Origin of the sequence: Stutzerimonas kirkiae (assembly GCF_004327335.1) — a bacterium.
GTDB lineage: Bacteria > Pseudomonadota > Gammaproteobacteria > Pseudomonadales > Pseudomonadaceae > Stutzerimonas > Stutzerimonas kirkiae.
In genome coordinates this window covers 68,507-91,988 of sequence record NZ_QJUO01000017.1, presented here as the reverse complement: position 1 = coordinate 91,988, position 23,482 = coordinate 68,507, and the positions used below count along the sequence as shown (strand labels likewise).

Here is a 23,482-nt window from a genome sequence, read left to right as displayed (position 1 = left end):
CGCACTGCGTTGCTCGTACCCCGCAACGGCTGCCCAGCTCCCGTCCGCCCCCAAGGGGGCTCCCCAAAAGCCAAGGCCAGAGCAGAGCCAGAGCGAAAAGCCGCGCCTGGGAGACCGAGTAAAGCGCCCTCCGTGTGCCCGGTCAGGATAGCCCCGTGCTCGGCCCGTCAAGGGTGAAGGCTTCGCCCGGCTGCGCCGCCCTTGACCGGCCTGCGCGCGGGGCTGCGCGGACGGGGCAAACGGCGCTCGCGGCGAGTGTCGAGCACGAAGAGGAACACGCGATGAACACGGCAATCCCCCTGGAGCTCAACAGCAACCTGGCCTGGGCCCTGGCGCAGTTGGTCAAGCGCATCAGCTACAGCGACTGCCGCAGCCTGGCGGTGGACAATCGGGAAACGCAGCAGATGATCGAGGCGATCAACCAGCTCCAGCGAGCGCTGGCCGAGGCGGGCTACGCGCCGCGCTGAGGACGAGGGGCGGGCCACCGCCCCTTCACTCTGCTGTACCCGCAGAGGCTAACGCGCTGCGCTTGTTGGCCCCCGGCCGGCCCGGCGGCTGCGCCACCGCCCCGGCCGGGAGCTTGAGTTTTTAGCTGCGCAACGGCGGGCGGGCCGCTAAGCTCGTGTCCATGAATCGAATCCACTCTGGAAATCCGCTGCTCTGGCTGGGCCTGTTGTTGCTGGCCTGGGCGGTTCTGGGCGTGCAGCTTGCAACGCCGAAAGTCGCGTCGGGGCCATTTTACGCGGCAACGGAGCATCACCTGGGTGTAACGCGCTGGGAAGCCGCGCCACGTCTGGGCCTGGACGCCTGGACAACGAAATTCGCGTCGGGTGATACAGTTGGGGCAAAAGCAACTGCAGTTCCCAAGGGTTTTTCAAGTGCAGATGATTTTGCGCGCTTTGGTGCAGATACTCGGGACGGCTTAACACGAGCTGGCTATGGGAATGTAGAGCCCATTCTTCAAGGAAGTGCTGTAACAGGGCAAAGTTTCAGAACCGGGCAAGCATTTGATGTTGGCAGAGTTAGTGACTTTGATATTGCTTTGGCAAGCCCGGAGCTTTTGCAGCGTGCTCAATCCCTAGGAATAGGCTTGAGAAGTGGGGGGGCTCGTACTGGGCCATTAAGTGCGAGAGACTTGCAAGCTCTTGGGTTGAAAGATTTGGCAAGCCAGTTGAGCTCTCGGGCAGGGCGTGAAGTTAACTTTATGATTTATGACTCTGCAGCAACAGCTACAGGCCGAGCTCCAAGCGTGGCTCTCCCAAAATGACTATTGCATACGACCTATATGGGGGGCGGGAGTTAAGTCTTCTGTTGGCGAAAGAATATGTGGAAGAAATGCTTGGAGTTTCTCTTGAGGAAAGAGAGAGTTCCTATCAAGGTGGCATTTACTACGTGTGGGGGCGTAATGATTCGGAGCACTATGTTCTGAAGGTAAATGTTGATTCGTTTGATGAAGAGCCTGTAGAGCAAGATTTTCCGGACTTTCCCGTATTGCTCTACATAAATGCGACAGAGCGATCGTCTTCTATAGAGGAGGTCGTCAGGAAGGATAGTTTCTTTAAGCTACTCAGGCATGAAGTGTTTTAAAAATAGCCCCGGCACTGCCGGGGCTATTTGTTTCACTCCGCCGTAATCACCAAACAGCCCTGCATGACGCGAATCCGTATTTTCTCGTTGACCTGGAAGCCGGCCTGTTGCAGCCAGTGGCCGCGCAGCTTGATGCCGGGGACGATGCGGTCGTGGGTGTAGGCGGGTTCACCGAGCGGCGGATAGTAATCGGCGGCGACGGTGGCGAAGCGTTCAGTTCTAGGCGCGGCTGGCCTATGATCGGTTTTAGCCATGTTCAGCTCCTTGATAGCTGGTTGTGGTCAGCGAGCCGGGTGGGTTGCCGCCCACTCGGTTCGCGTCTTCTCCTTTCTCTGCGGTGTCAGCGGGTCTTGGATGACCAGCGTTCCGCTTCGTACTTGATGATCATCCCTTCCAGCAGTTGCTTGACGATGCGTTGTTCCTCGGCCGGCATGTTGCTGACTGCCTGAAATTGCAGGCGCAGATCCTCGTCGGGTTCCAGTTCCTCCGGCTCGAAAATCAATGAGTCGGTGGTGACGCGCAGGGTTTGCGCCATTTTCTTCAGGGCATCGAGCGAAGGTTGCGAGGTGCCGGCCTCGTAGCGCTTCACCTGGGTGAGGTGCAGGCCGAGCGCGTCGGCCAGCGCCTGCTGGGTCAAGCCTTTCTGTTTGCGCAGGGATACCAGTCGTTGGGCGATGCTCATCGTGGTTAGCCGGGTGATGAAGGTGGCCATGATGTTATCCCTGGGTATCTGGTGTGCTTGACAGTGGTAGCATAAGAGAGCCTAGAATTGCGCACAAGAGAATCTTGACGCAATTCTGGAGAAACCCCGCATGGCCCGCATCCCCGTCGCCGAACTGGAACGCCTGAAGCGCGAGGTGTCGCTGGTACGGCTGATCCAGTCGCAGGGCCATGAGTTGAAGAAACGGGGTAAGGACTGGGTGATGCACTGCGTGTTCCACGAGGAGAAGACGCCGAGCCTGTCGATCTCGCCGGAGAAGAACCTGTACCACTGCTTCGGCTGCGGGGCGGCGGGTTCGGTGCTCGACTGGGTGATGAAGACCCAGGGCGTGTCGCTGCCGCACGCGGTGCAACTGCTGCGCAACGATGCGGGGCTGCCGGGTAGCGAGAAGGTCGGCGTGACGCGCAGCCATGCCCGCCACCTGCCGCCTTTAGCCGCTGGCTCTGCCGCTTCCGAACTGGAAGCCGCCGCGCTGTTGCAGTCGGTGGCGGAGTTCTACCACGCCAACCTCAAGCAATCGCCCGAGGCGCTGGCCTACCTGGAGTCCCGGGGGCTGACGCATCCGGAGCTGGTCGAGCATTTCCAGCTCGGCTATGCCAACAAGACCCTGACTTACCGCCTGCCGGCTGGGCATACCCAGGCCGGCAAGCAGGTACGCCAGCAGTTGCAGGCGGTGGGGGTGCTGCGCTCGAGCGGCCACGAACACCTCAACGGCTGCCTGGTGGTGCCGGTGATCGGCCTGGAGGGCGGGGCCAATGCCGAGCAGGGCCGGCGGGTGGTGCAACTGTACGGCCGGCGCTTGCAGCCGAACCACAAGATCCCGGCCGGGCAGTCGCGGCACCTGTACCTGGCCGCGCCGCTGCGCGGGGTGTGGAACGAGGCGGCGCTGGTGGGCGGTGGCGAGGTGATTCTGTGCGAATCCTTGATCGACGCCATGACCTTCTGGTGCGCGGGTTTTCGTCATGTGATCGCGGCCTATGGGGTGAACGGCTTTGGCCAGGATCACTGGCAGGCGCTGAAACACCACGGCCCGCGGCGGGTGGTGATCGCCTACGACCGCGACGCGGCGGGGGATGCGGCGGCGGCCACGCTGGGCGAAGCACTGCGCGGTGCTGGCATCGAAGTGTTCCGGCTGCTGTTCCCGCAGGGGCTGGATGCCAATGCCTTCGCGCGGCAGGTGGAGAACCCGGCGCAGGCGTTGGGCGAGCTGTTGCAGCGGGCGCTGTGGCAGGGCAAGGGCGTGGTGGCCGATGAAGTCATTTTCGCGGACGCGAAAATATCGGCCCATGAAGAACGCCCTGACACCGTTTTCGCGGACGCGAAAATGTCCGCTGCCGAGGATGAGACTTTTCCTTTAGCCGCCGCGCCGCAGGCAGCCGCCGTTTCCGATTCGGAAATGCCCCTGGCCCCGGTGCCGTGCGTGCCAGTTTCCGATTCGGAAACGCCCCCCGAACAGTTCAGCGAAAACGCCCAGGGCGACCTGCTGCTGGCAGTGGCGGATCGGCACTGGCGGGTGCGGGGCTGGAAGAAGAACCTTGGCCCGGAACAGATGCGGGTCAATGTGCAGGTACGCCGCGAGGCGAGCGAGCAGGCGGAGGCGGCGTATTACGTGGACAGCTTCGACCTGTACGCGGCCAAGGCGCGTAGCAGCTATGTGAAGCAGGCCAGTCTCGAACTGGGTGTGAGCGAAGAACTGCTCAAGCGCGATCTGGGCCAGGTGCTGCTCAAGCTGGAAGGCTTGCAGGAAGCGGCGATCCGGGCGGCACTGGCACCAAAAAATCCTACCCCGACCCTCAGCGCCGAGGACGAGCAAAGCGCTCTGGAACTGCTGCGCGCGCCGAAGCTGATCGAGCGCCTCGAGGCTGACCTGGCGCGCTGCGGCGTGGTCGGCGAAGCGTCCAACCTACTGGCCGGCTACCTGGCGGCGGTGTCCAGGAAACTCGACCAGCCGCTGGCGGTGCTGATCCAATCCAGCAGCGCGGCGGGCAAGTCCAGCCTGATGGACGCGGTGCTGAACCTGATGCCGGAGGAAGAACGCATCCAGTACAGCGCCATGACCGGGCAAAGCCTGTTCTACCTCGGCGAAACCGACCTGCAACACCGGATTTTGGCCATCGCCGAAGAGGAGGGCGTGCGCCAGGCGGCCTACGCGCTCAAATTGCTGCAATCGGATGGCGAACTGACCATCGCCAGCACCGGCAAGGACGAAACCACCGGCAACCTGGTGACCAAGCAATACCGGGTGCAGGGGCCGGTGATGCTGATGCTGACCACCACGGCGATCGACATCGACGAAGAACTGCTCAACCGCTGCCTGGTGCTGACCATCAACGAAAGCCGCGAGCAGACCGAGGCGATCCACGCCGCGCAGCGCCACAAGCAAACCCTCGACGGCCTGCTGGCCGACGCCGAGAAACAGGCCATCACCCGCCTGCACCAGAACGCCCAGCGCCTGCTCAAGCCCTTGGCGGTGAGGGAAAAAGGGGACAGATTTATTTTTCGGCTGATGGTGTGAGTCAATAAATAAATCTGTCCCCTTTTTACCCTTTTTACCTTTTTACCCAACCATTGCAGGAACAGGGGCCATGATGGAGCTTTATCAATATTCAGTTGGGCGTGGGCCAGATGCAAGGCCGGGAGTTGATAGAAGTGATGGGGCAAGATTTGATGAGAGTTCTGGAATGGTGCCACAGGTACCGATAGATGGAGCGTTACGTGAAGGAAAAATATTGGCTTAAATAGACTGGTGGGTGAGTCTGGTTGTGCGGCGTTTTACTCTATATGTCATGGTACAACGATTAGTAATGTGTTGAATGAAATTCCAGGAATGAACTCTTTTGCAACTTTGCATGATCAGTGGATGATCGATTTGAAAGTTTCCAAGGGCGGGGTTGATATGACTTTTGTGGAAAATATTGGGAGTATGCCTCCTGCTTTTATTTTGAATTACGGTGCGGTGTATGATAAGTATAGGGTTGTTATTGATAGGGCAAAAAATTCTATTGAGAAATAGTGCTTTGTTTTTCTTGATGCTTTTTTCTTCTGCTTGTATTCCTTATAGGTCTGCGTGGGAGGGGGATAGGGATCAGTTTGTTGGGAAAAAACTTGATCCTGATATTATTCTGGCTGATGGCTCTTATGGGGCGAAGTATGGGAACTACTTTTTTGATACCTTTGTTGAGAGAAAGTTTGATGCTGTTATTGTGGAGGGTGGGCTTGTTAGGTACTATATAACTTGGGGGGCGGTGTAAGTACTCCATTCTTATCAATGAAGATGGGGTTATGGTGTCATGGCGTTATGAAACAAAAAATAAAAGTGGCTGCATTGTTAATTAAAATAGCGGGAAACAGAAAAATTGGGAAAAGGGGGCGGATTTATTTTTCATTGCCCATTGCCCATTGCCCGGTGAATAAATATGTCCCCTTTTCCCCAAGTGCCGGTTGCGTCCTTCACCCTGGCCTGGGATCACAGCATCGAGAAGATTCGCTGGGAAGAGGATTACCGCGTCGGCTCCGAGGGATTGCTGCTCGGCGCAGCGCGGATCAAGGGTTCCGGCTCCGGGATGGAAGTTCCCGACGGCGCCGAACAGCGCAATGGCAACTGGCATTACCAGAGCCGGCTACCGCCCTTGCAACCACTGCGAGTCGGGCGTACGCCCGAGGCAGGGGATTACCAACTGTGCATCGACCAGCGTTGTCGCCCGTTGAGCGACTGGCTCGGCCCGCCACAAGCGAGCCAGCCAATGCTGGAACTGTGGAACTGTGGAACTGTGGAGCTGCGAGCTGGGCTCCGCCACGTCCGACGTGGACTAGGTTTGCCAGGAGGCTCCCGGCGCTACAAGCGCCGGCGGCAAAGAAGAGAACGCCCATGCGGCGCGAGCCTGTGGGGTTTTTTCTATTGTCAATATGCTGGCTCTCCGCGCGTCGATAGCCCGGGTGGAGTAATTTTCTGGTGTCGTCGTTTTTATGAGACTAACTTATGAAATTTTTTGTTTTTATTTTCTTGGCTCTTTCTTTCCAGTGGGTAAATGCTTCCGAGAGTACTGTTGGAGGCATCAAGGAGGCATATGTCGCATCTCTATTGCATGCTCTGGAATTACAAGAAGCTGCTATAGCTAATGCTAAAAAAGATCCGCATGGAGCGCCTGTTTATCTATATAAGCTCGGTTTGTCACAAGTGCTGATGGCTTGGGAGAAGAGTGAGGGAAATCCTGTTAAGAAAGTACAAATAGAAGAGCAGGGCTGCTCAATGATAAGGAGAGCGGCAGAGGAAGGGCTTATTGTTGCAGGAGTTGCTCAGCTATCTCTTTGCTATCATTCGCTTGAGGAGGATTTGACTACTGAAAAGCGAGATGCTGCTAGAGAACGGCTGTTCAAGAGTATAAAAGCGGGGGACAAATGGCAGTCTTATTATCCAATGACGGTGCATGCCTTCCAGATAAGATGCTATGTGGCAGATATTGATCGCAGGATAGCGACTCAAACATATGAGCAAATATTGGCGGATGCTTATGAGCTGGCCTATCAAGCATCTGCTAATGAGGATGAGTCGAAGATGTATTTTGACAAGGCTCTTGAAGCGAATTGCAAATCGATTCAACAGTTGGTAACAAAGGATAATTGACAGGGTCTCCTTGAGAAAAAGGGGACTAGAAAAAGGGGGCAGATTTATTTTTCATTGCCCATTGCCTGGTGAATAAATAAATCTGTCCCCTTTTCTTACGTGTCCCCTTTTCTTAGTGGATGATGAATTTGGTTAAAGCAAAGGATGGCGCTCCAATGAATCTGCTCGAGAATTTGGGCAGCATGCCTCCTGCGTTGCTAACTAATTATGGGTCTTTGTATGATAAATATTTAATTCAAATTGAGCGGGCAAATGAATTTAATGAAAGCAATCAAATGGATTGATTTTTTATTAATAGTATTGGTGGCTGGTTGTATTCCATATCGCTCTGCGTGGGAGGGAGACAGGAATCAGTTTGTTGGGAAAAAGCTAGACCCTGTGCTTATTCTTGAAGAAGGCTCTTATGGGGCAAAATACGGGAGTTATTTTTTTAATTATCATGTTGAGAGAAAGTTTTATAAGGTTATATCTGAAGGAGAATTTATGCGGTATTTTATTATCTATGGCGGGCCTTGCAGGTATTCTATTTTATTGGATAAGGGTAATGTGATGGTGTCTTGGAGATATGAGACAGATAAACGCGGCAGATGTACGGTTCATTGAACCAATGAGTCAAGTCTAGGAAAAGGGGACAGATTTATTTTCTGTCTGATCGACTAAGCTGAAGGCCTCAACGGAAGGAGGTTGTCATGCCAAGGATGGGGCGCATTGTGTTGCCGAATTACCCACATCATGTGGTGCAACGTGGTCACAACCGGCAGGTGGTGTTTACTGCTGAGCAGGATTATCAACGTTACATTGCTGATCTGCGCGAGTTGAAAGATGCCTTTGGGGTCAAGGTTTACGCCTACTGTCTGATGACGAATCATGTCCACCTGCTGCTTGCGCCTGGTGACGCCCTAGGCGGGTTGGGACAGTTGATGAAGGCATTGGCGGCACGTGCCACACGTTATCGGAATCGCCTGGAAGGGCGCACTGGCACCCTTTGGGAAAGTCGCTACAAGTCCAGCGTGGTCGAGTCAGATGCCTACTTGCTTGCCTGTTGTCGCTATATCGAGTTGGCGTATGGTCGCCGAGGCGGGCGATTACGTCTGGTCGAGTTATCGGATGCGTGTCACGGATGAAACGGACAGCGACTGGCTGGACACTGACCCTTGTTTCATCGCACTTGGCGACACGCCTGAAAGGCGTCGTGTCCGTTATATGGAGTTCATGCGCCAAGCCGCTCCATCAAGTGAAATTGACCTGATCCGTGCCGCCCTGCAGAGAGGGCAGCTAACCGGGAGTTCCCGCTTTGTAGACGAGATAGAGAAAATCCAAGGACAACGGGTAGAGTTGCGAGGTCAGGGCAGGCCCAGGAATAATTCCGAAAAATAAATCTGTCCCCTTTTTTGTTGTCCCCTTTTTTGAACGATAAATAAAATGTTGTTGTTGGTTTTTTTAATTCTAAACATTTGTGGATGTATGTCTTATGGGGGGTGGGAGAAAAGTAGAGATACTTTGATTGATGGGAAAAGGGGACAGATTTATTTTTCGGCTGATGGCGTGAGTCAATAAATAAATCTGTCCCCTTTTTTCTCTTTTTTCTCTTTTTTCTCAGTTACACCACTTCCAGGGACACGATCGGATCAGCGATCTTCACGGGTGTGCCACAAGCGCAACAGGTAGATAGTGGCGTCTATGATTTCGTAACGCATTTCGTAGTGTCCGACCAGAATTCGCCGTACGTCACGCGGTGCGAATTCTTCCAGCCTTTCGCCAATGCGCGGGTTGGCAAGGAGTGCGGTTGGTGCGGTAGTGAGCTGCTGCACTGTGCGGGCCGCACCGACCTGGTTCACCGCGGCAAGGAAGTCATAGAGCCGGGCCAGGTCGGATAGTGCTTTGCTCGCCCACTTCAACTCCATCAGTACGGTACCGGCAGCGGCGTCTCGGTGTTCAGACTCTCGGCCCAGGCCTGAACTGCTTGGTGGTCGATTACACGGCCAGTATCTACATCGGCCAAGGCCTCTCGGGTCAGGCGACTGCGCTCTTCCTCCTGGTCGATCCAGTCGGACAGGGCTTGCTTGACGATCCAGTTTTTGGAGCGCTCAAGACGCCCAGCGATTTCATCGACTCGTTCGGCCAGTTCTACAGGGACGTGAGCGGTGACAGATCGGGTTTTTGGGATAGCGGCCATGATGGTTTGCTCCTGTGCTCGGTTTGCGCCGATCCGCATATGAATGATTAAAAATTAATCATAGTGAATAGCCTGGTAGAGTCAAGGTGCTGGAAAAGGGGACGGATTTGTTTGCCGCTATAAAACAAGAGTGATCGAGTCAGATGTGTATTACCAAGGCCCTGGTGCGGGCGCACGACCTCGTAGCAGTAATCTGGATTACTCGTTAGTACGGTCAATGGCCCAGCCTGCTTTCCGCGTGACACAGGCGCAGGGCTCCCGGTGCTGAAGTCCTGTGGGTGCCCTTTATTGGCGCGTCTTGCAAGGGATACGCTTGCCTGGAGGTCGGGCAGCGGATATTGTCGCTGTTATCAATGATGTTGAATTGATATTATTGGCAGTCGAGAAGGATTTCCAGCATGCGCAGTGATGCGTGCGGTCAAGTGCCCACCTCCCCGTTTGGTCTTTTCCCTGTCTTCAGGCGCACCCGCGATAGCGGGTTGCTCGTCCGTTCGCCGGTCTTTTCCACCCATCCGGGCATATCTGCCCGTAATAGACTAGGAGTCATCATGCTCAAGAAAATAGCCCTGGCGGCCTTCGCCTCTTCGCTGCTCGTCGGTTGCGCGTCGGTTCCCATGGAGGACAAGCAGGTTTCCACCCAGGCAAAGGCTTTCACCGCGCCTGCTACAGGTAACGCGGGGTTGTACATTTACCGTGCCGGCAGTTTCGGTGGGGCACTGAAGAAGGATATCTGGCTCAACGACAAGTGCGTCGGTGAGTCTGCGCCCAATATCTTCTTCTACCAGCAGGTTCAGGGTGGAGTGGAGCACAAGTTGTCCACCGAATCCGAGTTCTCCCCGAACATCCTGCTGGTGCAGACCGAGCCGGGTAAGAACTATTACGTTCGCCAGTACATCAAGATGGGGGCATTCGTCGGCGGTGCCAATCTGGAGCTGGTCGACGAGCAGAAGGCGCAGAAAGCCATCGCCGATCTTGAGCTGGCCAAGACAGGCAACTGTTCGCAATAAGACGCAAAGGGCCGTGGCTCGGGCTGCTGTCAGTACCGGCCCCAGCCGCCCCAGGCATTTTTCTCCCGCCGGGAGTCCGCTCGGCTTGCCGTGTGCCGAGCGGCGCTTGTCCTGCTCATATTCCGCCAGGGGGCGGACGGGATCGTTGGTGCATCGTCGCCGAGCGTAGAGCACCACGAAATACTCAGCCGCGGAGCACCCGCTCGGTATCGGGACCTATGGCCTTGGTCGTGCAGAAGGCACAATCGGCATGGACCGATGGCCGATTTGCTGTGGCGCGGATAGATCTCGGATCTTGAAAAGGGGATAGATTTTTCCCGTCTGATGATGTGCACCGATAAATAAATTTGTCCGCTTTTTCTTAGTCCCCTTTCTTCGCGCAGGCACACACCGAGGGGAATACTCACCGAAGGAGTCAGGCATGATCTGGAGCCCCATCACGAGAAATGGAATAACGCTCACTCATATTCGGCAGGAGGAAAACACGAACCAGTGTGTCGCCGCCAGCGTGGGGATGATTGCGCAAAACGCCAATTACTGGCGCAAGAACGAAAACGCGTTGTTCAGCTACGGTGCAAGTGCGATGAGAACACATAATCCCGGCGCATTCACCCAGGTAAACGACCGGGAGCTGATCAATGTAAACGGTATACGTTCCAACGCCGTTGCAGCTTATTTACGGTCTTACGGCTGGAATGTAATAAGCCTGAACGCGACCAACGCGGGAAATGCAGCAGCGCTGGTCGACCGAATCAACAGCATGCAGAACTACGACAGTTGCATATTGGCGGCGGGTAGCGATCAGTTACATGCGTTCGCGGCCATCAAGCTGGGTGGCACCACGTATATCCTCAATCCGGCCCTTGACCCGTCGGAAAATCCTGATGATGCGCTATTTACCTACCAAGGTAATGTGGTCCGGATCGACCCGCAAAACAATACGAATGTGCAATTCAATACAGCAGCATCGGGAAACGAAACGTACCGCTCAGTCGCAGAGTGCTATTTCATACCCTCGCAATATTCCATCTGCACCACCGTGCGCTGGATGTACAGAGCCGTCGTAGGTTAGGCGCTGCTACGGAGTAATGCCGGTCAGTTAAGCATTTGCACTTGATGTAAACCCTCAGAAAATCCAAATCCGATGCCTCTCTACAGCATCGGATTTTTTATGATGCGCCAGGCATGGCGCTGTCGGGGCCACTGTGGTGGTGAGCCTGGCGACTTGGAGGTGAAAGTCTTCTACACACCCGGCAAGGGTGTCGCGGGCGGCTGCGAATCTGAAGGAAGCTCGAGGCAAAATGCTGGCCTGACGAACAGGAAGCGGATAGAGGCAGCGCAGAATCGTCAAAGCCCGATATTTGTACATCACGCTGTGATGTATATCCGACAGGCATAAGCAGGAAGGTCGCGCGGATTATCCTGGGAGATCTGTGCGTTGCCAGTGTGCTACCGGGCGTCGAGGGCCGCCGGGATGCGCGTGCAGAAGTCAGCCGGCCGTAGCAAGTAGCAGTTGAGCGAGCCTCCAGGGCCGGGCAGGTTATACCGCAAGTAGGTGTCAGAGTCTCGCGAATGTCGAAAGGCAAAAATTTCCCCGAGGGAGAACTATGCCCCCAGGCCCCGGGCAGAGTCCGCGGCGATGGCTGGCAGTGCGCAGGCATCGGTGTGGACGAGCGCGGAGCTGGACCGCCGAGGAAAAGGGGCCTCATTCCAGGCCTTTCAGCAATGCCTCATGAAAGATCCCGGGCGCTTCCACCTGGGGGGAGTGACCGAGTTCCGGCCATTCGACCAGGGTGGCGTGCGGAATGGCGTTCGCCGTGGCCCTTCCTAGCCGTGGGTAGTCGCCCAGCCGCTGGGCGATTTCGGCGGGGGCGCGGTTGGCGCCGGGGGCGGTTCGGTCCTTGCCGCCGATCAGGAGCAGGGTGGGGGCCTGGATGCTGGGGAATTCATGGACGACCGGCTGGGTGAAGAGCATTTCGGAGGCCTGGGCCTGGTTCCAGGCCACGATATCCTTGCCCGCCCCGGCGTACATTCCGTACAGCATGTCGACCCAGCGGTCGTATTCGGGTTTCCAGATGCCGTTGTAATAGAACTTCAACTGGTAGTTCCGGATGCTGTCGCGCGTGGTCGAGCGTTCGTTCCGGTACAACTGGTCGATGCTGGCATAGGGCACGCCCGCGGCTTGCCAGTCTTCCAGGCCGATCGGGTTGACCAGCACCAGTTTTTCCACCATGTCGGGGTTGTTCAGGGCGAAGCGGGCCGCCAGCATGCCGCCCATCGAGTGGCCGACCAGCGTGGCTTTTTCCAGGCCCAGGGATTCCAGCAGGGCGCGGGTGTTGCTGGCCAGTTGGGCGAGGCTGAATTGATAGCCGCGCGGTTTGCTCGAACTGCAGAAACCGATCTGGTCCGGGGCGATGACCCGGTATCCCGCGTCGGCGAGCACCCGGATGCTTTGTTCCCAGGTGGCGGCGCAAAAGTTCTTGCCGTGCAGCAGCACGACGGTTCGCCCATTGCCGTCGCCTTCGGGGCTGACATCCATGTAGCCCATGCCCAGTGGCTGCTGTTGTGAACTGAACTCGAAGCGTTGCAGGGGATGAGGGTATGCGAAGCCTTCCAGTTGCGGGCCGTAGGCCTGGGCGGTCTGTGCGGCCTGGGCGCCGAGCGGGAGCATGCCTGCCAGCAGCAGGGCGATGGCGGTCTTCTTCACGTTACGGCTCCTTCCACTCAAGCTTGTCGAGACGGGCCACTATAGCAATGCTGTCCAGTGGGAGCCGTTGCAGTGCTTTTCTGGATGTGACCATGGGCCGGATTGCACGCGATGGAGTGGCAGGAGTCTGGACGATTCCAGCAGGGGTGAAATCCTGCCCTGCGGTTTTTTCGGTGTCGGGAAGTCACCGATCTGCAGCATGCATGGCGCTGTGCCGGTATGCTGTAATCGACTATACGAACCGGCTCAGTCCGGGTGCCGAGAGAGATGATGAACCTGACCGTACGCAACCGAATCATTGCCAGTTTCACCCTGGTTATTGCCATCCTGATACTGCTGGCCTCGGCATCCCATTTACGCCTGGCCAAGATCGAGGGCGAGGTGGACGGGATGCGCGACGAGTCGGTGCCTGGCGCTTATTACGTCAGCAAGCTGCAGGCCGCGTGGGCGCAGCATATGCTCGACACCCGCGGGCTGTTGCTGAGTTCCGGGGATGACGGCGGGGAAGCGCTGGTCGATGGCTATCGGGAGCGCTTCGCCGCGACCGAGCGGGCCATGGACGAGTTGCTGGCGAGCTACCAGGGGACGATGCACGATGACCACGAGCGATCGCTGGTGGACCAATTCAAGCAGCAGCATGTGCAATACCTGAAGCACCACGGCCAACTGTTCGATGATCCGCGCGACGACCGGTTGCGGCAGGCCCGGCAATCCGGCGAGGAACGCGTCTTGCCCGAATGGGAAAAAGGCCAGGCGCTGCTGATCGAACTGACCGAGTTGAATCGGGCGCTATCCGATGGCGCCGCGGATGAAATCGGTGATGCCATACGCAGTCTGGAAATGGGCCTGCTGGTTGCCATTCTGGTGGCGATCGCCGCGGCAGGCGTCTGTGGCTGGCTGTTGCTACGGGCGATTACCCGTCCTGTGAACAGTGTCGTCAATACCCTGCGGACACTGGAGGGCGGCGACCTGTCGGTGCGCCTGGATATGCAGCGCCACGACGAGTTCAATGCCATCGAGGTGGGTTTCAACAGCATGGTGGCCGAACTCAAGACGCTGGTCGGGCACGCCCAGCGTTCGTCCGTGCAGATGACCGCTTCGGTCACCGAGATTGCCGCGACTTCCCGCGAGCAGCAGGCCACCGCCACGGAAACCGCCGCGACCACTACGGAAATAGGCGCCACCTCCCGGGAAATCGCCGCTACCTCGCGTGACCTCGTGCGGACCATGAGCGAGGTGTCCGATACCGCCGAGCAGACCTCTGTCCTGGCCGGTACCGGGCAACTGGGGTTGGCGCGCATGGAGGAGATCATGCACCAGGTCATGGGAGCGGCCGATGTGGTCAACGGCAAGTTGTCGATCCTCAACGAGAAGGCCGGCAATATCAATCATGTGGTCACGACCATCGTGAAGGTGGCCGACCAGACCAACCTGCTTTCGCTGAATGCCGCGATCGAGGCCGAGAAGGCCGGTGAATATGGCAAGGGTTTCGCCGTGGTCGCCGTGGAGGTACGGCGCCTGGCCGACCAGACAGCGGTGGCGACTTACGATATCGAGCAGATGGTGCGCGAGATCCAGTCGGCGGTGTCCGCCGGGGTGATGGGGATGGACAAGTTCTCCGAGGAGGTCCGGCGCGGCATCGGGGAAATGGCGCAAATGGGCGATCAACTGACGCAGATCATCCAGCAGGTACAGGCGCTGGCACCGCGTATCCAGATGGTCAACGAAGGCATGCAGGCGCAGTCCACCGGCGCCGAGCAGATCAACCAGGCACTGGTGCAGCTTGGCGAAGCGAGCAGCCAGACGGTGGATTCGCTGCGCCAGGCCGGGGCGGCGATCGATGAGTTGAACCAGGTGGCCAACAACCTGCGCGTTGGCGTCAGCCGTTTCAAGGTCTGACCATGGCCGCCGCCAGTCTCCTCGACAAGCCCGCCGCGGGTGGGCTGTATCTGCTCTTCCGGTTGGGGGAGGACCGCTATGCGCTCGATGTTCACGAAGTGGTCGAGGTGTTGCCCCTGCGCCGTCTGAAGCAGGTGCCCGAGGCACCGGAGTGGGTGGCGGGTGTCTTCCAGCACCGTGGCCGGATGGTGCCTGTGCTCGACATGAGCCGGCGCGTGCTCAAGCGCCCGGCGCATGTGCGCAATAGTACACGCCTGGTGCTGGTGCGTTTCGACGCGCGGCAGGGCGATGCATCCCCGGTGCTGGGGCTGGTCCTCGAACAGGCGACCGATACCCTGCGCCTGCCGTCGGCGGCGTTCCGGCCCAGTGGCCTGGAGGCGGGGCAGCCAGGCTACCTGGGGCCGGTGCAGCAGGATGTCGAGGGGCTGGTGCAGCGTATCGAGGTCGCTTCATTGCTCGATGATGCGCTGCGCGCCCTGCTGTTCCAACCGGTGGAGCAGGGCTGACGGCCATGATCGAGCACATCGAACGCCTGCTCAAATCCCGTATCGGCCTGGATGCCGAATCTGTCGGTCGCAGTGTCATCGAGCGAGCTGTGCGGCAGCGCATGGGTGCCAATGCCCAGCAGGCCATGGAGGACTATTGGGCCACCCTGAATGGTTCGCGCAGGGAACAGCAGGCCCTGGTCGAAGCAGTGGTGGTGCCGGAGACCTGGTTCTTTCGTTATCCCGAGTCGTTCCGGGCGCTCGCCAGCCTGGCCCTGGAAAGCCAGGCGCGGATACAGGGTGCGCGGCCGCTGCGGCTGATCAGCCTGCCCTGTTCCAGTGGCGAGGAGCCATATTCCATCGCCATGGCCCTGTTGGACGCGGGGCTCGCTCCCGGGCATTTCCAGATCGATGCGCTCGATGTCAGCGACAGGGTGGTGGTGCTGGCCCGGCGCGGGTTCTACGGGCGCAACTCCTTCCGTGGCGAGTCGCTGGAGTTTCGTGAGCGGTTTTTCCGCCAGCAACCGGATGGTTTTTCACTCGATGAGCGGGTCCGGGATTGTGTGCGGTTTCGCTGCGGCAACCTGCTGGACGACAAGCTGTTCAGTAGCGATGCACCCTATGACTTTATCTTTTGCCGCAATCTGCTGATCTACTTCGACCGGCCGACCCAGGTCCGCGTGCTGGAATCGCTCAAGCGGCAGTTACAGCCGCAGGGCATTCTTTTCATCGGTCCGGCCGAGGCGAGCCTGGCCAGCCAGAATGGCATGCAGGCCCTCGGTTACCCGCAGACCTTCGCTTTTCGTTTCGCTCCTGCGGAGGCCGCGAAGGTTGTGCCGGCGCGTTATCCGGCCAGCCGTGCGACGCCAGCGCCCCGGAAGGCGCCGGTGGTACGGCCACGGGCGGTCATCCGGGCCATTCCGCCAGCGGCACCGGGCGCTCCCGCCGGGCCGGTCCTGGCCACGGACATCTGGCAGGAGGTCGCCGAACTGGCCAATGCCGGTCGCAGCGATGAGGCGCGCAAGCGCTGCGAACAGCATCTGCAGGCGGGTGGCCCCTGCGCCGAAGGCTTCTACTGGCTGGGCCTGCTCAGTGATGCCGATGCCCGTTCCGGGCAGGCTTGTGACTACTATCGCAAGGCGATCTATCTCGACCCGCGGCACTCGGAGGCCCTGACCCACCTGGCGGCCCATCTGGAGGCCCGGGGGGATCCGGCAGGCGCACGGCGGCTCTACGAGCGAGCCAGGCAGCAGGAGGTAGATGGCCGTGAATGATACTTCCATACCCTTATCCCGGACGCCGGTGCGGCTCGATGATTGCTGGAATCGTATCGGTGTGTTCGGCGACAAGAGTTGCCAACACCTGGAGCGGCATATCCATTGCCGCAACTGCAAGGTCTATGGCGCCGCGGCCATTGCCCTGCTCGATCACTACGGCTGCAATCTGGATCAGGAGGGTTCCCGTTACGGAGAGGCCGATGCCCACGAGGACGAGGGCGAGCAGCGTTCGCTACTGATTTTCCGCCTGGGCGATGAGTGGCTGGCGCTCGCCACGCGGAGCCTGGCCGAAGTGATGCCCGTGGCCGCCATCCATGCGCTACCGCATCGCAAGGCCCGTGGGCTGCTGGGGGTGACCAATGTGCGCGGCACCCTGGTTGCCTGCCTGTCGCTGGGGGAACTGCTGGGCCTGGAGCATGGGGCGGTTCGCTCCGACCGGCATGTGATCCCGCGGATGCTGATCCTTGAAACCGGCGATGGGCCATTGGTCACGCCGGTCGATGAAGTCGGCGCTATCCAGCGCATTGCGCTGGCGCGCATAACCCCGGTGAAGCGCGAGGATGCCCGAGCCATCAGCCGTTTCACGGCGGGTGTCACGCAATGGCGCGAGCGGAGTATCACTGTGCTGGATGACCAGCAGGTACTGCAGAACATGATCAGGAGCTTCACGTGACACCGGATCAGATGAGAGATGCCTCGCTGCTCGACCTGTTCCGCATGGAGGCCGAGGCGCAGAAGCAGGTGCTGGATGCCGGCCTGCTGGTGCTCGAGCGCGATCCGGGCAACGCTGGCCAGCTCGAGGCCTGCATGCGTGCGGCGCATTCGCTCAAGGGCGCGGCGCGGATCGTCGGCCTGGAGCGTGGGGTGCAGGTCGCCCATGCCATGGAGGACCTGCTCGTCGCGGCCCAGGAGGGCCTGTTGCGGTTGCTGCCTGAGCATATAGATGCCCTGTTGCAGGGCACCGATATGCTGCTTCGCATCGCTCAGCCCCAGGCTGGCAGCGGTGTCGATGCTTGTATCGACGATCTCACCGACCGCTTGCAGGTGCTGCTGGGCTTCGCTGTGCCGGCCTTGTGCCCTGCGCCCGATGTACCTGCCGGTGAGGCGTCGCAGGCGGCAGCCACTGCGCGGCCTGAACCTTCGAGTGAGGAGCGGGCTCGTGTCCTGCGGGTTTCGGCCGAACGCTTCGACCACCTGATCGACCTCTCCGGAAAGTCGCTGGTGGAGTTCCAGCGCATGAAGCCGTTGAGTGACTCGCTATTGCGTCTCAAGCGCCAGCAGGAGTCGCTGCGGCGTACGCTGGAGTCGCTGCGCGAGCAGTCGCTCGGCAGTGCCGAGCCGCTGTTGCAGGCGCTGGTGAATGAAAGCCGCAACCAGTTGGTCGAGTGCCAGCAGCAGTTGCAGGCGCACCAGGCGCTTTTCGATGATTTCGCCTGGCGGGGCGGCCAGCGCACGCAGCAACTCCATGACCTGGCCCTGGCGTCGCGGATGCGGCCTTTCTCCGATGGCCTGACCGGCCAGGCGCGCATGTTACGCGACCTCGGGCGTTCGCTGGGCAAGCAGGTGCGCCTCGACATAGAGGGCGAGAACACCCAGGTCGACCGTGATGTGCTCGAGCAACTGGAGGCACCGTTGACGCACCTGCTGCGCAATGCCGTCGACCATGGTGTCGAGCAACCGTCCCTGCGCCGGCGCAAGGGTAAGCCGGAAGAAGGCCGGGTGCTGCTGCGCGCCGACCAGCATGCCGGCATGCTGGTGCTGGAGATCAGCGATGATGGCACCGGCATCGACCTGGAGCATGTGCGCCAGGCCGTGGTGCAACGCCGTTTCGCCTCTGCCGAGCAGGTGGCGCAGATGAGCGAGGACGAACTGCTGGCCTTTCTTTTCCTGCCTGGCTTCAGCTTGAGCCAGGAGGTCACCGAGGTGTCCGGGCGTGGTGTCGGCCTCGATGTGGTGCAGCACGAGATACGGCGGATGCGCGGCAACGTGCGTTTGCAACAGGTGCCGGGGGAGGGTTGCCGGTTTCATATCGAGTTGCCGCTGACCCTGTCGGTGGTGCGCGCGCTGGTGGTCAGTATCGGCGGGGAGGCCTACGCCTTCCCGCTGGCACAGATCGAGCGCATGTTGCGTCTGCGCCGCAGCGATATCGTCCAGCTCGAGGGGCGCCAGCATTTCTGGCTGGAGGATGAGCATATCGGCTTGTTGTCGGCCGCCCAGTTGTTGCAGTGCACGGAAAAGAAAGGCGACGAGGACAATATCCCGATCGTGCTGATTCGTGACCGTGAGCGCTGCCACGGCCTGGCCGTGGAGGCTTTCCTGGGCGAGTCCACCCTGGTGCTGATGCCGCTCGACGCCCGCCTGGGCAAGATCCGCGATATCGCTGGTGGCGCCCTGTTGCACGATGGCACGCCTGTGCTGGTACTCGATGTCGATGATTTGCTCAGTTCGGTCGGCAAGCTGCTCGGCGATGGCTATCTGGACAAGGTCGACCATGTCGGCGGTGAGCGTCCGGCGGCCAGCAAGCGTGTGCTGGTGGTCGACGATTCGCTGACCGTGCGTGAACTGGAGCGAAAGCTGCTGCTCAGTCGCGGCTACCAGGTGGCGGTGGCCGTGGATGGCATGGATGGCTGGAATGCCCTGCGTGCGGAGCACTTCGATCTGCTGATCACCGATATCGACATGCCGCGCATGGATGGTATCGAACTGGTGACCCTGGTGCGCCAGGACCCGCGGCTCAGATCCCTGCCGGTGATGGTGGTGTCCTACAAGGACCGTGAAGAGGATCGCCGGCGCGGCCTCGAGGCCGGGGCCGATTATTACCTGGCCAAGGCGAGCTTCCATGACGAGGCGTTGCTCGAGGCCGTGCAGACCTTGATCGGTGGGGGGCAGGAATGAAGATCGCGATTGCCAACGATATGCCGCTGGCCGTCGAGGCGCTGCGTCGCGCACTGGCCAGCGAGCCGCAGTACCAGTTGATCTGGGTGGCCGGGAATGGCGAGGAGGCGGTGCGCCGGTGCCACGAGGAACTGCCGGACCTGTTGCTGATGGACATGCTGATGCCCTGCATGGATGGCGTGGAGGCGACCCGGCGCATCATGCACGATAGCCCCTGCGCCATCCTTATCGTCACCTCCGATGTCGAGCGCAACATGCGGCAGGTGTTCGATGCCATGGGCCACGGTGCCCTGGACGTGGTCGCCGTGCCTTCCCTGGGGCCGCAACAGGTACTGGACGCCGCCGTCGTGCGGCGCAAGATTCACAACATCACCTGGATGATCGGGCAGTGCCCGGTCCGTAACGTGGCGCCCGTGCCGTTGCCCAATTGCGCCAGTCGCGGCAAGCGCCTGGTGGCTATCGGCGCTTCGGCGGGCGGGCCGGCCGCCCTGGTGGAGTTGCTGAAGCAGCTTCCGGCGAACTTCCCCGCGGCCATCGTACTGGTGCAGCATGTCGACGAGGTATTCGCCGCGGGCATGGCGCAGTGGTTGGGCAGCGAATCGAACATGCCGGTACGCCTGGCGCAGGAGGGTGAGGTGCTGCAGCCTGGTGCGGTGCTGCTGGCGGGCACCAATAATCATCTGTACCTTGCACCTGGCGGGCGCCTGGTCTACCGGCCGGAGCCGATCAATCAGGTTTATCGCCCATCCATCGATGTATTTTTCGAGAGCGTGGCCGAGCACTGGAGCGGCGAGGCCATCGGCGTGCTGCTGACGGGCATGGGGCGCGATGGTGCCAGGGGACTGAAGCTGATGCGCGAGCGCGGGTTCCACACCATCGCGCAGGACGAGGCCAGTTGCGCCGTCTATGGCATGCCCAAGGCGGCCATGGCGCTGGGGGCCGCGGTGGAGGTCCTGCCGATGCCCAGGATTGCAATGCGACTGATCGAGCGGTTGCACCAATAGGCATCAGCCGATGGCGCGGCTGCCGTCGGACGAGAACGAGAAGAAATGGCGGAGAGCACTATGCAGCGGCCCACGGGGAACCCAAACCATCCTTACAGCCTGTACGACAGTTCGATGATGGTGCTTCTGGTCGATGACCAGGCCATGATCGGCGAGGCTGTGCGCCGGGCGTTGAGCGCAGAGCGCGATATCGACTTTCACTTCTGTTCGGACCCGCACCAGGCGCTGAGCGTCGCGCAGCAGATCAAGCCCACGGTGATCCTGCAGGACCTGATCATGCCGGGGGTGGATGGGCTTGACCTGCTCGCCCAGTACCGCTCAGCGCCGGGGCTGCGCGAGGTGCCGATCATCGTCCTGTCGACCAAGGAGGACGCCAAGGTCAAGAGTGCGGCCTTTGCCCGTGGCGCCAACGATTATCTGGTCAAGCTGCCGGATGTGATCGAGCTGCTGGCGCGCATTCGCTACCACTCGAACTCCTACCTCACCCTGCTGCAGCGGGACGAGGCCTACCGCGCCCTGCGCGAAAGCCAGCAGCAACTGCTCGATACCAACCTGGTACTGCAGCGGCTGATCAAGTCCGACGGCCTGACCGGCCTCGCCAATCGCCGCTATTTCGACGAATACCTGGAAATAGAATGGAGCCGGGCATCGCGCGATCAGAACGAGTTGTCACTGCTGATGATCGATGTGGACTATTTCAAGGCGTACAACGACCAGCATGGCCATGTCGCCGGCGATGAAGTGCTGCGCAATGTCGGAGAGGCCCTGAGGGTCAGTTGCAGCCGCGCTGCCGATCTGGTCGCACGCTATGGCGGTGAAGAGTTCGCGGTGATCATGCCGGGTACCGGGGCCGGGGGCGCACGCCTGCAGGCCGAGAAGGTTCGCCGCACGGTGGAAGCGATAGGCATACCCCATGAGTTGCCCAGACCGGGTTCGGTCATCAGTGTCAGCATCGGTATCGCCACGGTCAGGCCCTCCCAGGAGCAGGACCCCCTGAGCCTGGTGGCCAGGGCGGACGAGGGTCTTTACCTGGCCAAGCGCGGCGGGCGGAACCAGGTGGCGATGGCCAGCGAACAGGCCGCAACCCAGGGCCGGCCCGGAAACGACGACTGAGCGGCGCATCATCTGCCGGCTCGCGGTCGCACAGCGAACAGCCCCGGCGTGGTCGCGACGAAACGTCAAAAGACCCCTAGCAGCACTCCTCTTCGACGATATCGAGCAAGGCCAGCGCTTCTTCATCCTCGTACTGCTCGAACAACTCCCGTATCTGGTTGAGGTTGCTATGGACCAGGAACAGGTCGTCCGGGCGCGGGCCGCTGCCACCGGAAGCCTTCTTCTTGAAATATTCCCAGAAGGCATTGCTGCGTTGCGGATCGTCGATATGCCGCCGGACGAACGCCATGACCAGCCGGGCATTACCGTCACAGTCGATGTCCTTGAAGCTGACGTAACGGTCCGGGCGTGGGTTCTGGCCCTGCTCGGCGTCGCTGGCGCGAGGGGATAGAGGGCATGAACGGTTCATCGGGTTCTCCTGGCGTGGTCAGTGGGGGAAGCCGATGGTACGAGGGCTTATTCCGGTTTGTTGTCGGCTAGACGACACTTCGCCCTGTGCGATTCGTGCCATCCGCCCGGCTGTCGCCGGACTGCCAGCGCTGCAGGACATCGGGGCGCAACAGCACCAGACATCTGCCATGGCGCTGCACGATGCCTTCGCGCTGCATACGATTGAGCAGGCTGGAAACCGTCTGCCGTGTCGTGGCGAGCAGCCGGGCTATCTCGCCCACGGACAGTTCGAGCGGCAGTTGCGCGAGAGGTCCGGCCACCCCTTGGGCGTGCTGGCGTGCGGCGACCAGCAGGAAGCGCGCCAGGCGCCCGGCTACATCGCGAAACGCCAGGTCTTCGATGATGGCGATGCTGTTTTCGAGGATTCGCCCCAACGCCGGCATGACCAGGGCCAGCATTCCCGGCTGGTTGGCCAGCGTTTGCGCGAAGCGCTGGGTGGGCATGGACAGCAACTGGCATGCCGATTCGGTGCGCAGGTAGGCGCGGGTATGGGTACTGAACAACTCTCCCGGCGCGAGGTAGGCGAGGGTGAGCTCCTTGTCCTCGCTGGCCACATAAACCCGTATGCGACCTTCCCGCAGGTAAAGGATACGATCCTGCGCAGAGTGCGGCGCACTGACCAGGTAGCCACGCGCCAGCTTCTCGCAGCTAAAGCGCTCCAGTAGCACATCGGGCAGGGAACAGGGGCCGTGGCCAGGATGAGAGGATGGCATGGGAGCACCTGCGACATACGGTTTATCGCCAGTTTGCAAGGAGCGTGCCCTGTTTTTCGGGGCGAGCCGCCATGCCGGTGGCGGCGATACCCGGGCATTCAATAAGGGGGAAAGATCGCTCTTCCGGTTAGCAGTGCCGGGGTCGAACCCTGGCCGCCGAGTTCGCCGGAGCAGGCCAAGTCTAGTGTCTATCTGAAAGTACAAGCCGAGTATTCGCTCAATGATCGGCCTGGTATTAGTCACGCCAACGTGCCGGCCCTGGAAAAGCTGGTTACCCAGGCCTTCGCCGACAGCGGCCATTTTTCCCGGGTAACGACCGAGCAGGAAGAGTCCGATGTCTATGTGACCGTAACGTTGCATAACCATGAAACCGGCAGCCTTGGGATGGCCTTTGTCTCTGGGGCGATGTTTCTCCTGATTCCGGGCACTTACGACAACACACTGGCCATGAGGATGGTGGTTCGTGATCGCGATGGCGAGAAGTTGGGGCAAACCGAGAAGCGGGAGGTGCTGACTACCTGGATGCACTTGTTGCTGATTTTCGCCCTGCCTTTCCGTGAGTCTGGCGATGAGTTGCTGACCCAATTGACACGGAGCGCTCTGGCGGAGGCTGTTGACAAGGGGTTGCTCTGAACGAGGTGGAACGCGTGCCCGGGGGCAGGTGCACAAGAGATGCCTGTGCAGTGTCCTCTTGCAGAAACCTGTTTCGCTATACAGGCTTGTGTCGTTACACGCATCAAATGTCGGCTTGCGGTCAGGTGCCCTGGGGTAGGGTGCGCCGTGCGCACCTCGGATAGCGGCGTCGATGGTTCAGGTGCGCGTGG

Annotated in this window: 24 protein-coding genes and 2 pseudogenes; 19 read left to right on the top strand and 7 right to left on the bottom strand. The window is 59.9% G+C overall.

The genetic code is table 11. From position 1 onward, the window contains the following. Positions 1–281 precede the first annotated feature (281 nt). The 3 genes from DNJ95_RS11200 (at position 282) to DNJ95_RS11190 (ending at position 1,587) form a co-directional block, all read left to right on the top strand. A complete protein-coding gene (locus tag DNJ95_RS11200) occupies positions 282–467 on the top strand; it encodes a DUF7706 family protein (RefSeq protein WP_131184809.1) in 186 nt (61 codons plus the stop codon). 161 nt (positions 468–628) lie between these two features. After that, complete coding sequence (locus DNJ95_RS11195; RefSeq protein ID WP_131184808.1) at positions 629–1,267, top strand: hypothetical protein; 639 nt, start codon at positions 629–631, stop codon at positions 1,265–1,267. Continuing rightward, positions 1,264–1,587 carry a hypothetical protein gene (locus tag DNJ95_RS11190; protein WP_131184807.1) on the top strand — a complete coding sequence of 108 codons (324 nt, stop codon included), beginning with the start codon at positions 1,264–1,266 and terminating at the stop codon, positions 1,585–1,587. Before DNJ95_RS11195 ends, DNJ95_RS11190 begins: the two co-directional genes overlap by 4 nt. A gap of 32 nt (positions 1,588–1,619) precedes the next feature. Here the strand turns inward: DNJ95_RS11190 and DNJ95_RS11185 are convergent, their stop codons facing one another. Further along, on the bottom strand, positions 1,620–1,841 hold the full coding sequence (locus DNJ95_RS11185) for a SymE family type I addiction module toxin (RefSeq protein WP_131184806.1): 222 nt from the start codon (positions 1,839–1,841) through the stop codon (positions 1,620–1,622). Positions 1,842–1,927: 86 nt separating this feature from the next. Continuing rightward, complete coding sequence (locus DNJ95_RS11180; protein ID WP_084308991.1) at positions 1,928–2,299, bottom strand: helix-turn-helix domain-containing protein; 372 nt, start codon at positions 2,297–2,299, stop codon at positions 1,928–1,930. A gap of 100 nt (positions 2,300–2,399) precedes the next feature. On the opposite strand from DNJ95_RS11180, the gene DNJ95_RS11175 reads away from it, so the two are divergent. From DNJ95_RS11175 to DNJ95_RS11150, 6 genes and pseudogenes are all read left to right on the top strand, one after another. Then, positions 2,400–4,823 carry a CHC2 zinc finger domain-containing protein gene (locus DNJ95_RS11175; protein ID WP_131184805.1) on the top strand — a complete coding sequence of 808 codons (2,424 nt, stop codon included), beginning with the start codon at positions 2,400–2,402 and terminating at the stop codon, positions 4,821–4,823. 291 nt (positions 4,824–5,114) lie between these two features. Then, on the top strand, positions 5,115–5,321 hold the full coding sequence (locus DNJ95_RS11170) for a hypothetical protein (protein WP_131184804.1): 207 nt from the start codon (positions 5,115–5,117) through the stop codon (positions 5,319–5,321). A gap of 403 nt (positions 5,322–5,724) precedes the next feature. After that, positions 5,725–6,072, top strand: a pseudogene (locus tag DNJ95_RS11165) (DUF1850 domain-containing protein); the annotation flags it as partial. 215 nt (positions 6,073–6,287) lie between these two features. Continuing rightward, positions 6,288–6,932, top strand: coding sequence for a hypothetical protein (locus tag DNJ95_RS11160; protein ID WP_131184803.1), 645 nt, complete (start codon positions 6,288–6,290; stop codon positions 6,930–6,932). A gap of 252 nt (positions 6,933–7,184) precedes the next feature. Further along, positions 7,185–7,535 carry a hypothetical protein gene (locus DNJ95_RS11155; RefSeq protein WP_131184802.1) on the top strand — a complete coding sequence of 117 codons (351 nt, stop codon included), beginning with the start codon at positions 7,185–7,187 and terminating at the stop codon, positions 7,533–7,535. Positions 7,536–7,621: 86 nt separating this feature from the next. Then, positions 7,622–8,309 (top strand): annotated as a pseudogene (locus DNJ95_RS11150) (transposase). A gap of 251 nt (positions 8,310–8,560) precedes the next feature. On the opposite strand, the gene DNJ95_RS11145 reads toward DNJ95_RS11150, so the two are convergent. Together DNJ95_RS11145 and DNJ95_RS11140 are read right to left on the bottom strand one after the other, a co-directional pair. After that, a complete protein-coding gene (locus tag DNJ95_RS11145) occupies positions 8,561–8,836 on the bottom strand; it encodes a type II toxin-antitoxin system RelE/ParE family toxin (protein WP_131184801.1) in 276 nt (91 codons plus the stop codon). Continuing rightward, positions 8,836–9,108 (bottom strand): CopG family ribbon-helix-helix protein, encoded by a 273-nt coding sequence (locus DNJ95_RS11140; RefSeq protein WP_131184800.1) that lies wholly within the window; start codon positions 9,106–9,108, stop codon positions 8,836–8,838. Before DNJ95_RS11140 ends, DNJ95_RS11145 begins: the two co-directional genes overlap by 1 nt. Before the next feature lie 548 nt (positions 9,109–9,656). Here DNJ95_RS11140 and DNJ95_RS11135 point away from each other — a divergent pair. After that, positions 9,657–10,115, top strand: a complete 459-nt coding sequence (locus DNJ95_RS11135; RefSeq protein ID WP_131184799.1) for a DUF2846 domain-containing protein — start codon at positions 9,657–9,659, stop codon at positions 10,113–10,115. A gap of 421 nt (positions 10,116–10,536) precedes the next feature. Next, the gene (locus tag DNJ95_RS11130) at positions 10,537–11,187 is read left to right on the top strand and encodes a hypothetical protein (protein WP_131184798.1); all 651 of its coding nucleotides are present in this window, start codon (positions 10,537–10,539) and stop codon (positions 11,185–11,187) included. A gap of 633 nt (positions 11,188–11,820) precedes the next feature. Here DNJ95_RS11130 and DNJ95_RS11125 read toward each other — a convergent pair. Then, complete coding sequence (locus DNJ95_RS11125) at positions 11,821–12,786, bottom strand: alpha/beta fold hydrolase (protein WP_165491620.1); 966 nt, start codon at positions 12,784–12,786, stop codon at positions 11,821–11,823. A 303-nt stretch (positions 12,787–13,089) separates the two neighbouring features. On the opposite strand from DNJ95_RS11125, the gene DNJ95_RS11120 reads away from it, so the two are divergent. The 7 genes from DNJ95_RS11120 to DNJ95_RS11090 are packed head-to-tail and all read left to right on the top strand — an operon-like array spanning position 13,090 to position 21,495. After that, entirely contained in the window at positions 13,090–14,721 is a 1,632-nt protein-coding gene (locus DNJ95_RS11120; protein WP_131184796.1) for a methyl-accepting chemotaxis protein, read from the top strand. Positions 14,722–14,723: 2 nt separating this feature from the next. After that, positions 14,724–15,227 carry a chemotaxis protein CheW gene (locus tag DNJ95_RS11115; protein WP_131184795.1) on the top strand — a complete coding sequence of 168 codons (504 nt, stop codon included), beginning with the start codon at positions 14,724–14,726 and terminating at the stop codon, positions 15,225–15,227. 5 nt (positions 15,228–15,232) lie between these two features. Beyond that, positions 15,233–16,480 (top strand): CheR family methyltransferase, encoded by a 1,248-nt coding sequence (locus DNJ95_RS11110; RefSeq protein WP_131184794.1) that lies wholly within the window; start codon positions 15,233–15,235, stop codon positions 16,478–16,480. Further along, positions 16,467–17,156: a chemotaxis protein CheW gene (locus DNJ95_RS11105; protein ID WP_131184793.1), complete on the top strand. Its 690-nt coding sequence runs from the start codon at positions 16,467–16,469 to the stop codon at positions 17,154–17,156. The genes DNJ95_RS11110 and DNJ95_RS11105 overlap by 14 nt, the downstream gene beginning before the upstream one ends. After that, positions 17,153–19,378, top strand: a complete 2,226-nt coding sequence (locus DNJ95_RS11100; RefSeq protein WP_131184792.1) for a hybrid sensor histidine kinase/response regulator — start codon at positions 17,153–17,155, stop codon at positions 19,376–19,378. Before DNJ95_RS11105 ends, DNJ95_RS11100 begins: the two co-directional genes overlap by 4 nt. Continuing rightward, positions 19,375–20,382, top strand: a complete 1,008-nt coding sequence (gene cheB / locus DNJ95_RS11095; protein WP_131184791.1) for a chemotaxis response regulator protein-glutamate methylesterase — start codon at positions 19,375–19,377, stop codon at positions 20,380–20,382. Before DNJ95_RS11100 ends, cheB begins: the two co-directional genes overlap by 4 nt. Before the next feature lie 60 nt (positions 20,383–20,442). Then, on the top strand, positions 20,443–21,495 hold the full coding sequence (locus DNJ95_RS11090) for a response regulator (RefSeq protein WP_131184810.1): 1,053 nt from the start codon (positions 20,443–20,445) through the stop codon (positions 21,493–21,495). Between the two features lie 76 nt (positions 21,496–21,571). Here the strand turns inward: DNJ95_RS11090 and cowN are convergent, their stop codons facing one another. Together cowN and DNJ95_RS11080 are read right to left on the bottom strand one after the other, a co-directional pair. Beyond that, positions 21,572–21,904 carry a N(2)-fixation sustaining protein CowN gene (gene cowN / locus DNJ95_RS11085; RefSeq protein ID WP_131184790.1) on the bottom strand — a complete coding sequence of 111 codons (333 nt, stop codon included), beginning with the start codon at positions 21,902–21,904 and terminating at the stop codon, positions 21,572–21,574. A gap of 67 nt (positions 21,905–21,971) precedes the next feature. Beyond that, on the bottom strand, positions 21,972–22,658 hold the full coding sequence (locus DNJ95_RS11080; RefSeq protein ID WP_131184789.1) for a Crp/Fnr family transcriptional regulator: 687 nt from the start codon (positions 22,656–22,658) through the stop codon (positions 21,972–21,974). A gap of 249 nt (positions 22,659–22,907) precedes the next feature. Between DNJ95_RS11080 and DNJ95_RS11075 the strand changes: the two genes are divergently transcribed. Further along, on the top strand, positions 22,908–23,291 hold the full coding sequence (locus tag DNJ95_RS11075; protein ID WP_131184788.1) for a hypothetical protein: 384 nt from the start codon (positions 22,908–22,910) through the stop codon (positions 23,289–23,291). Positions 23,292–23,482 lie beyond the last annotated feature (191 nt).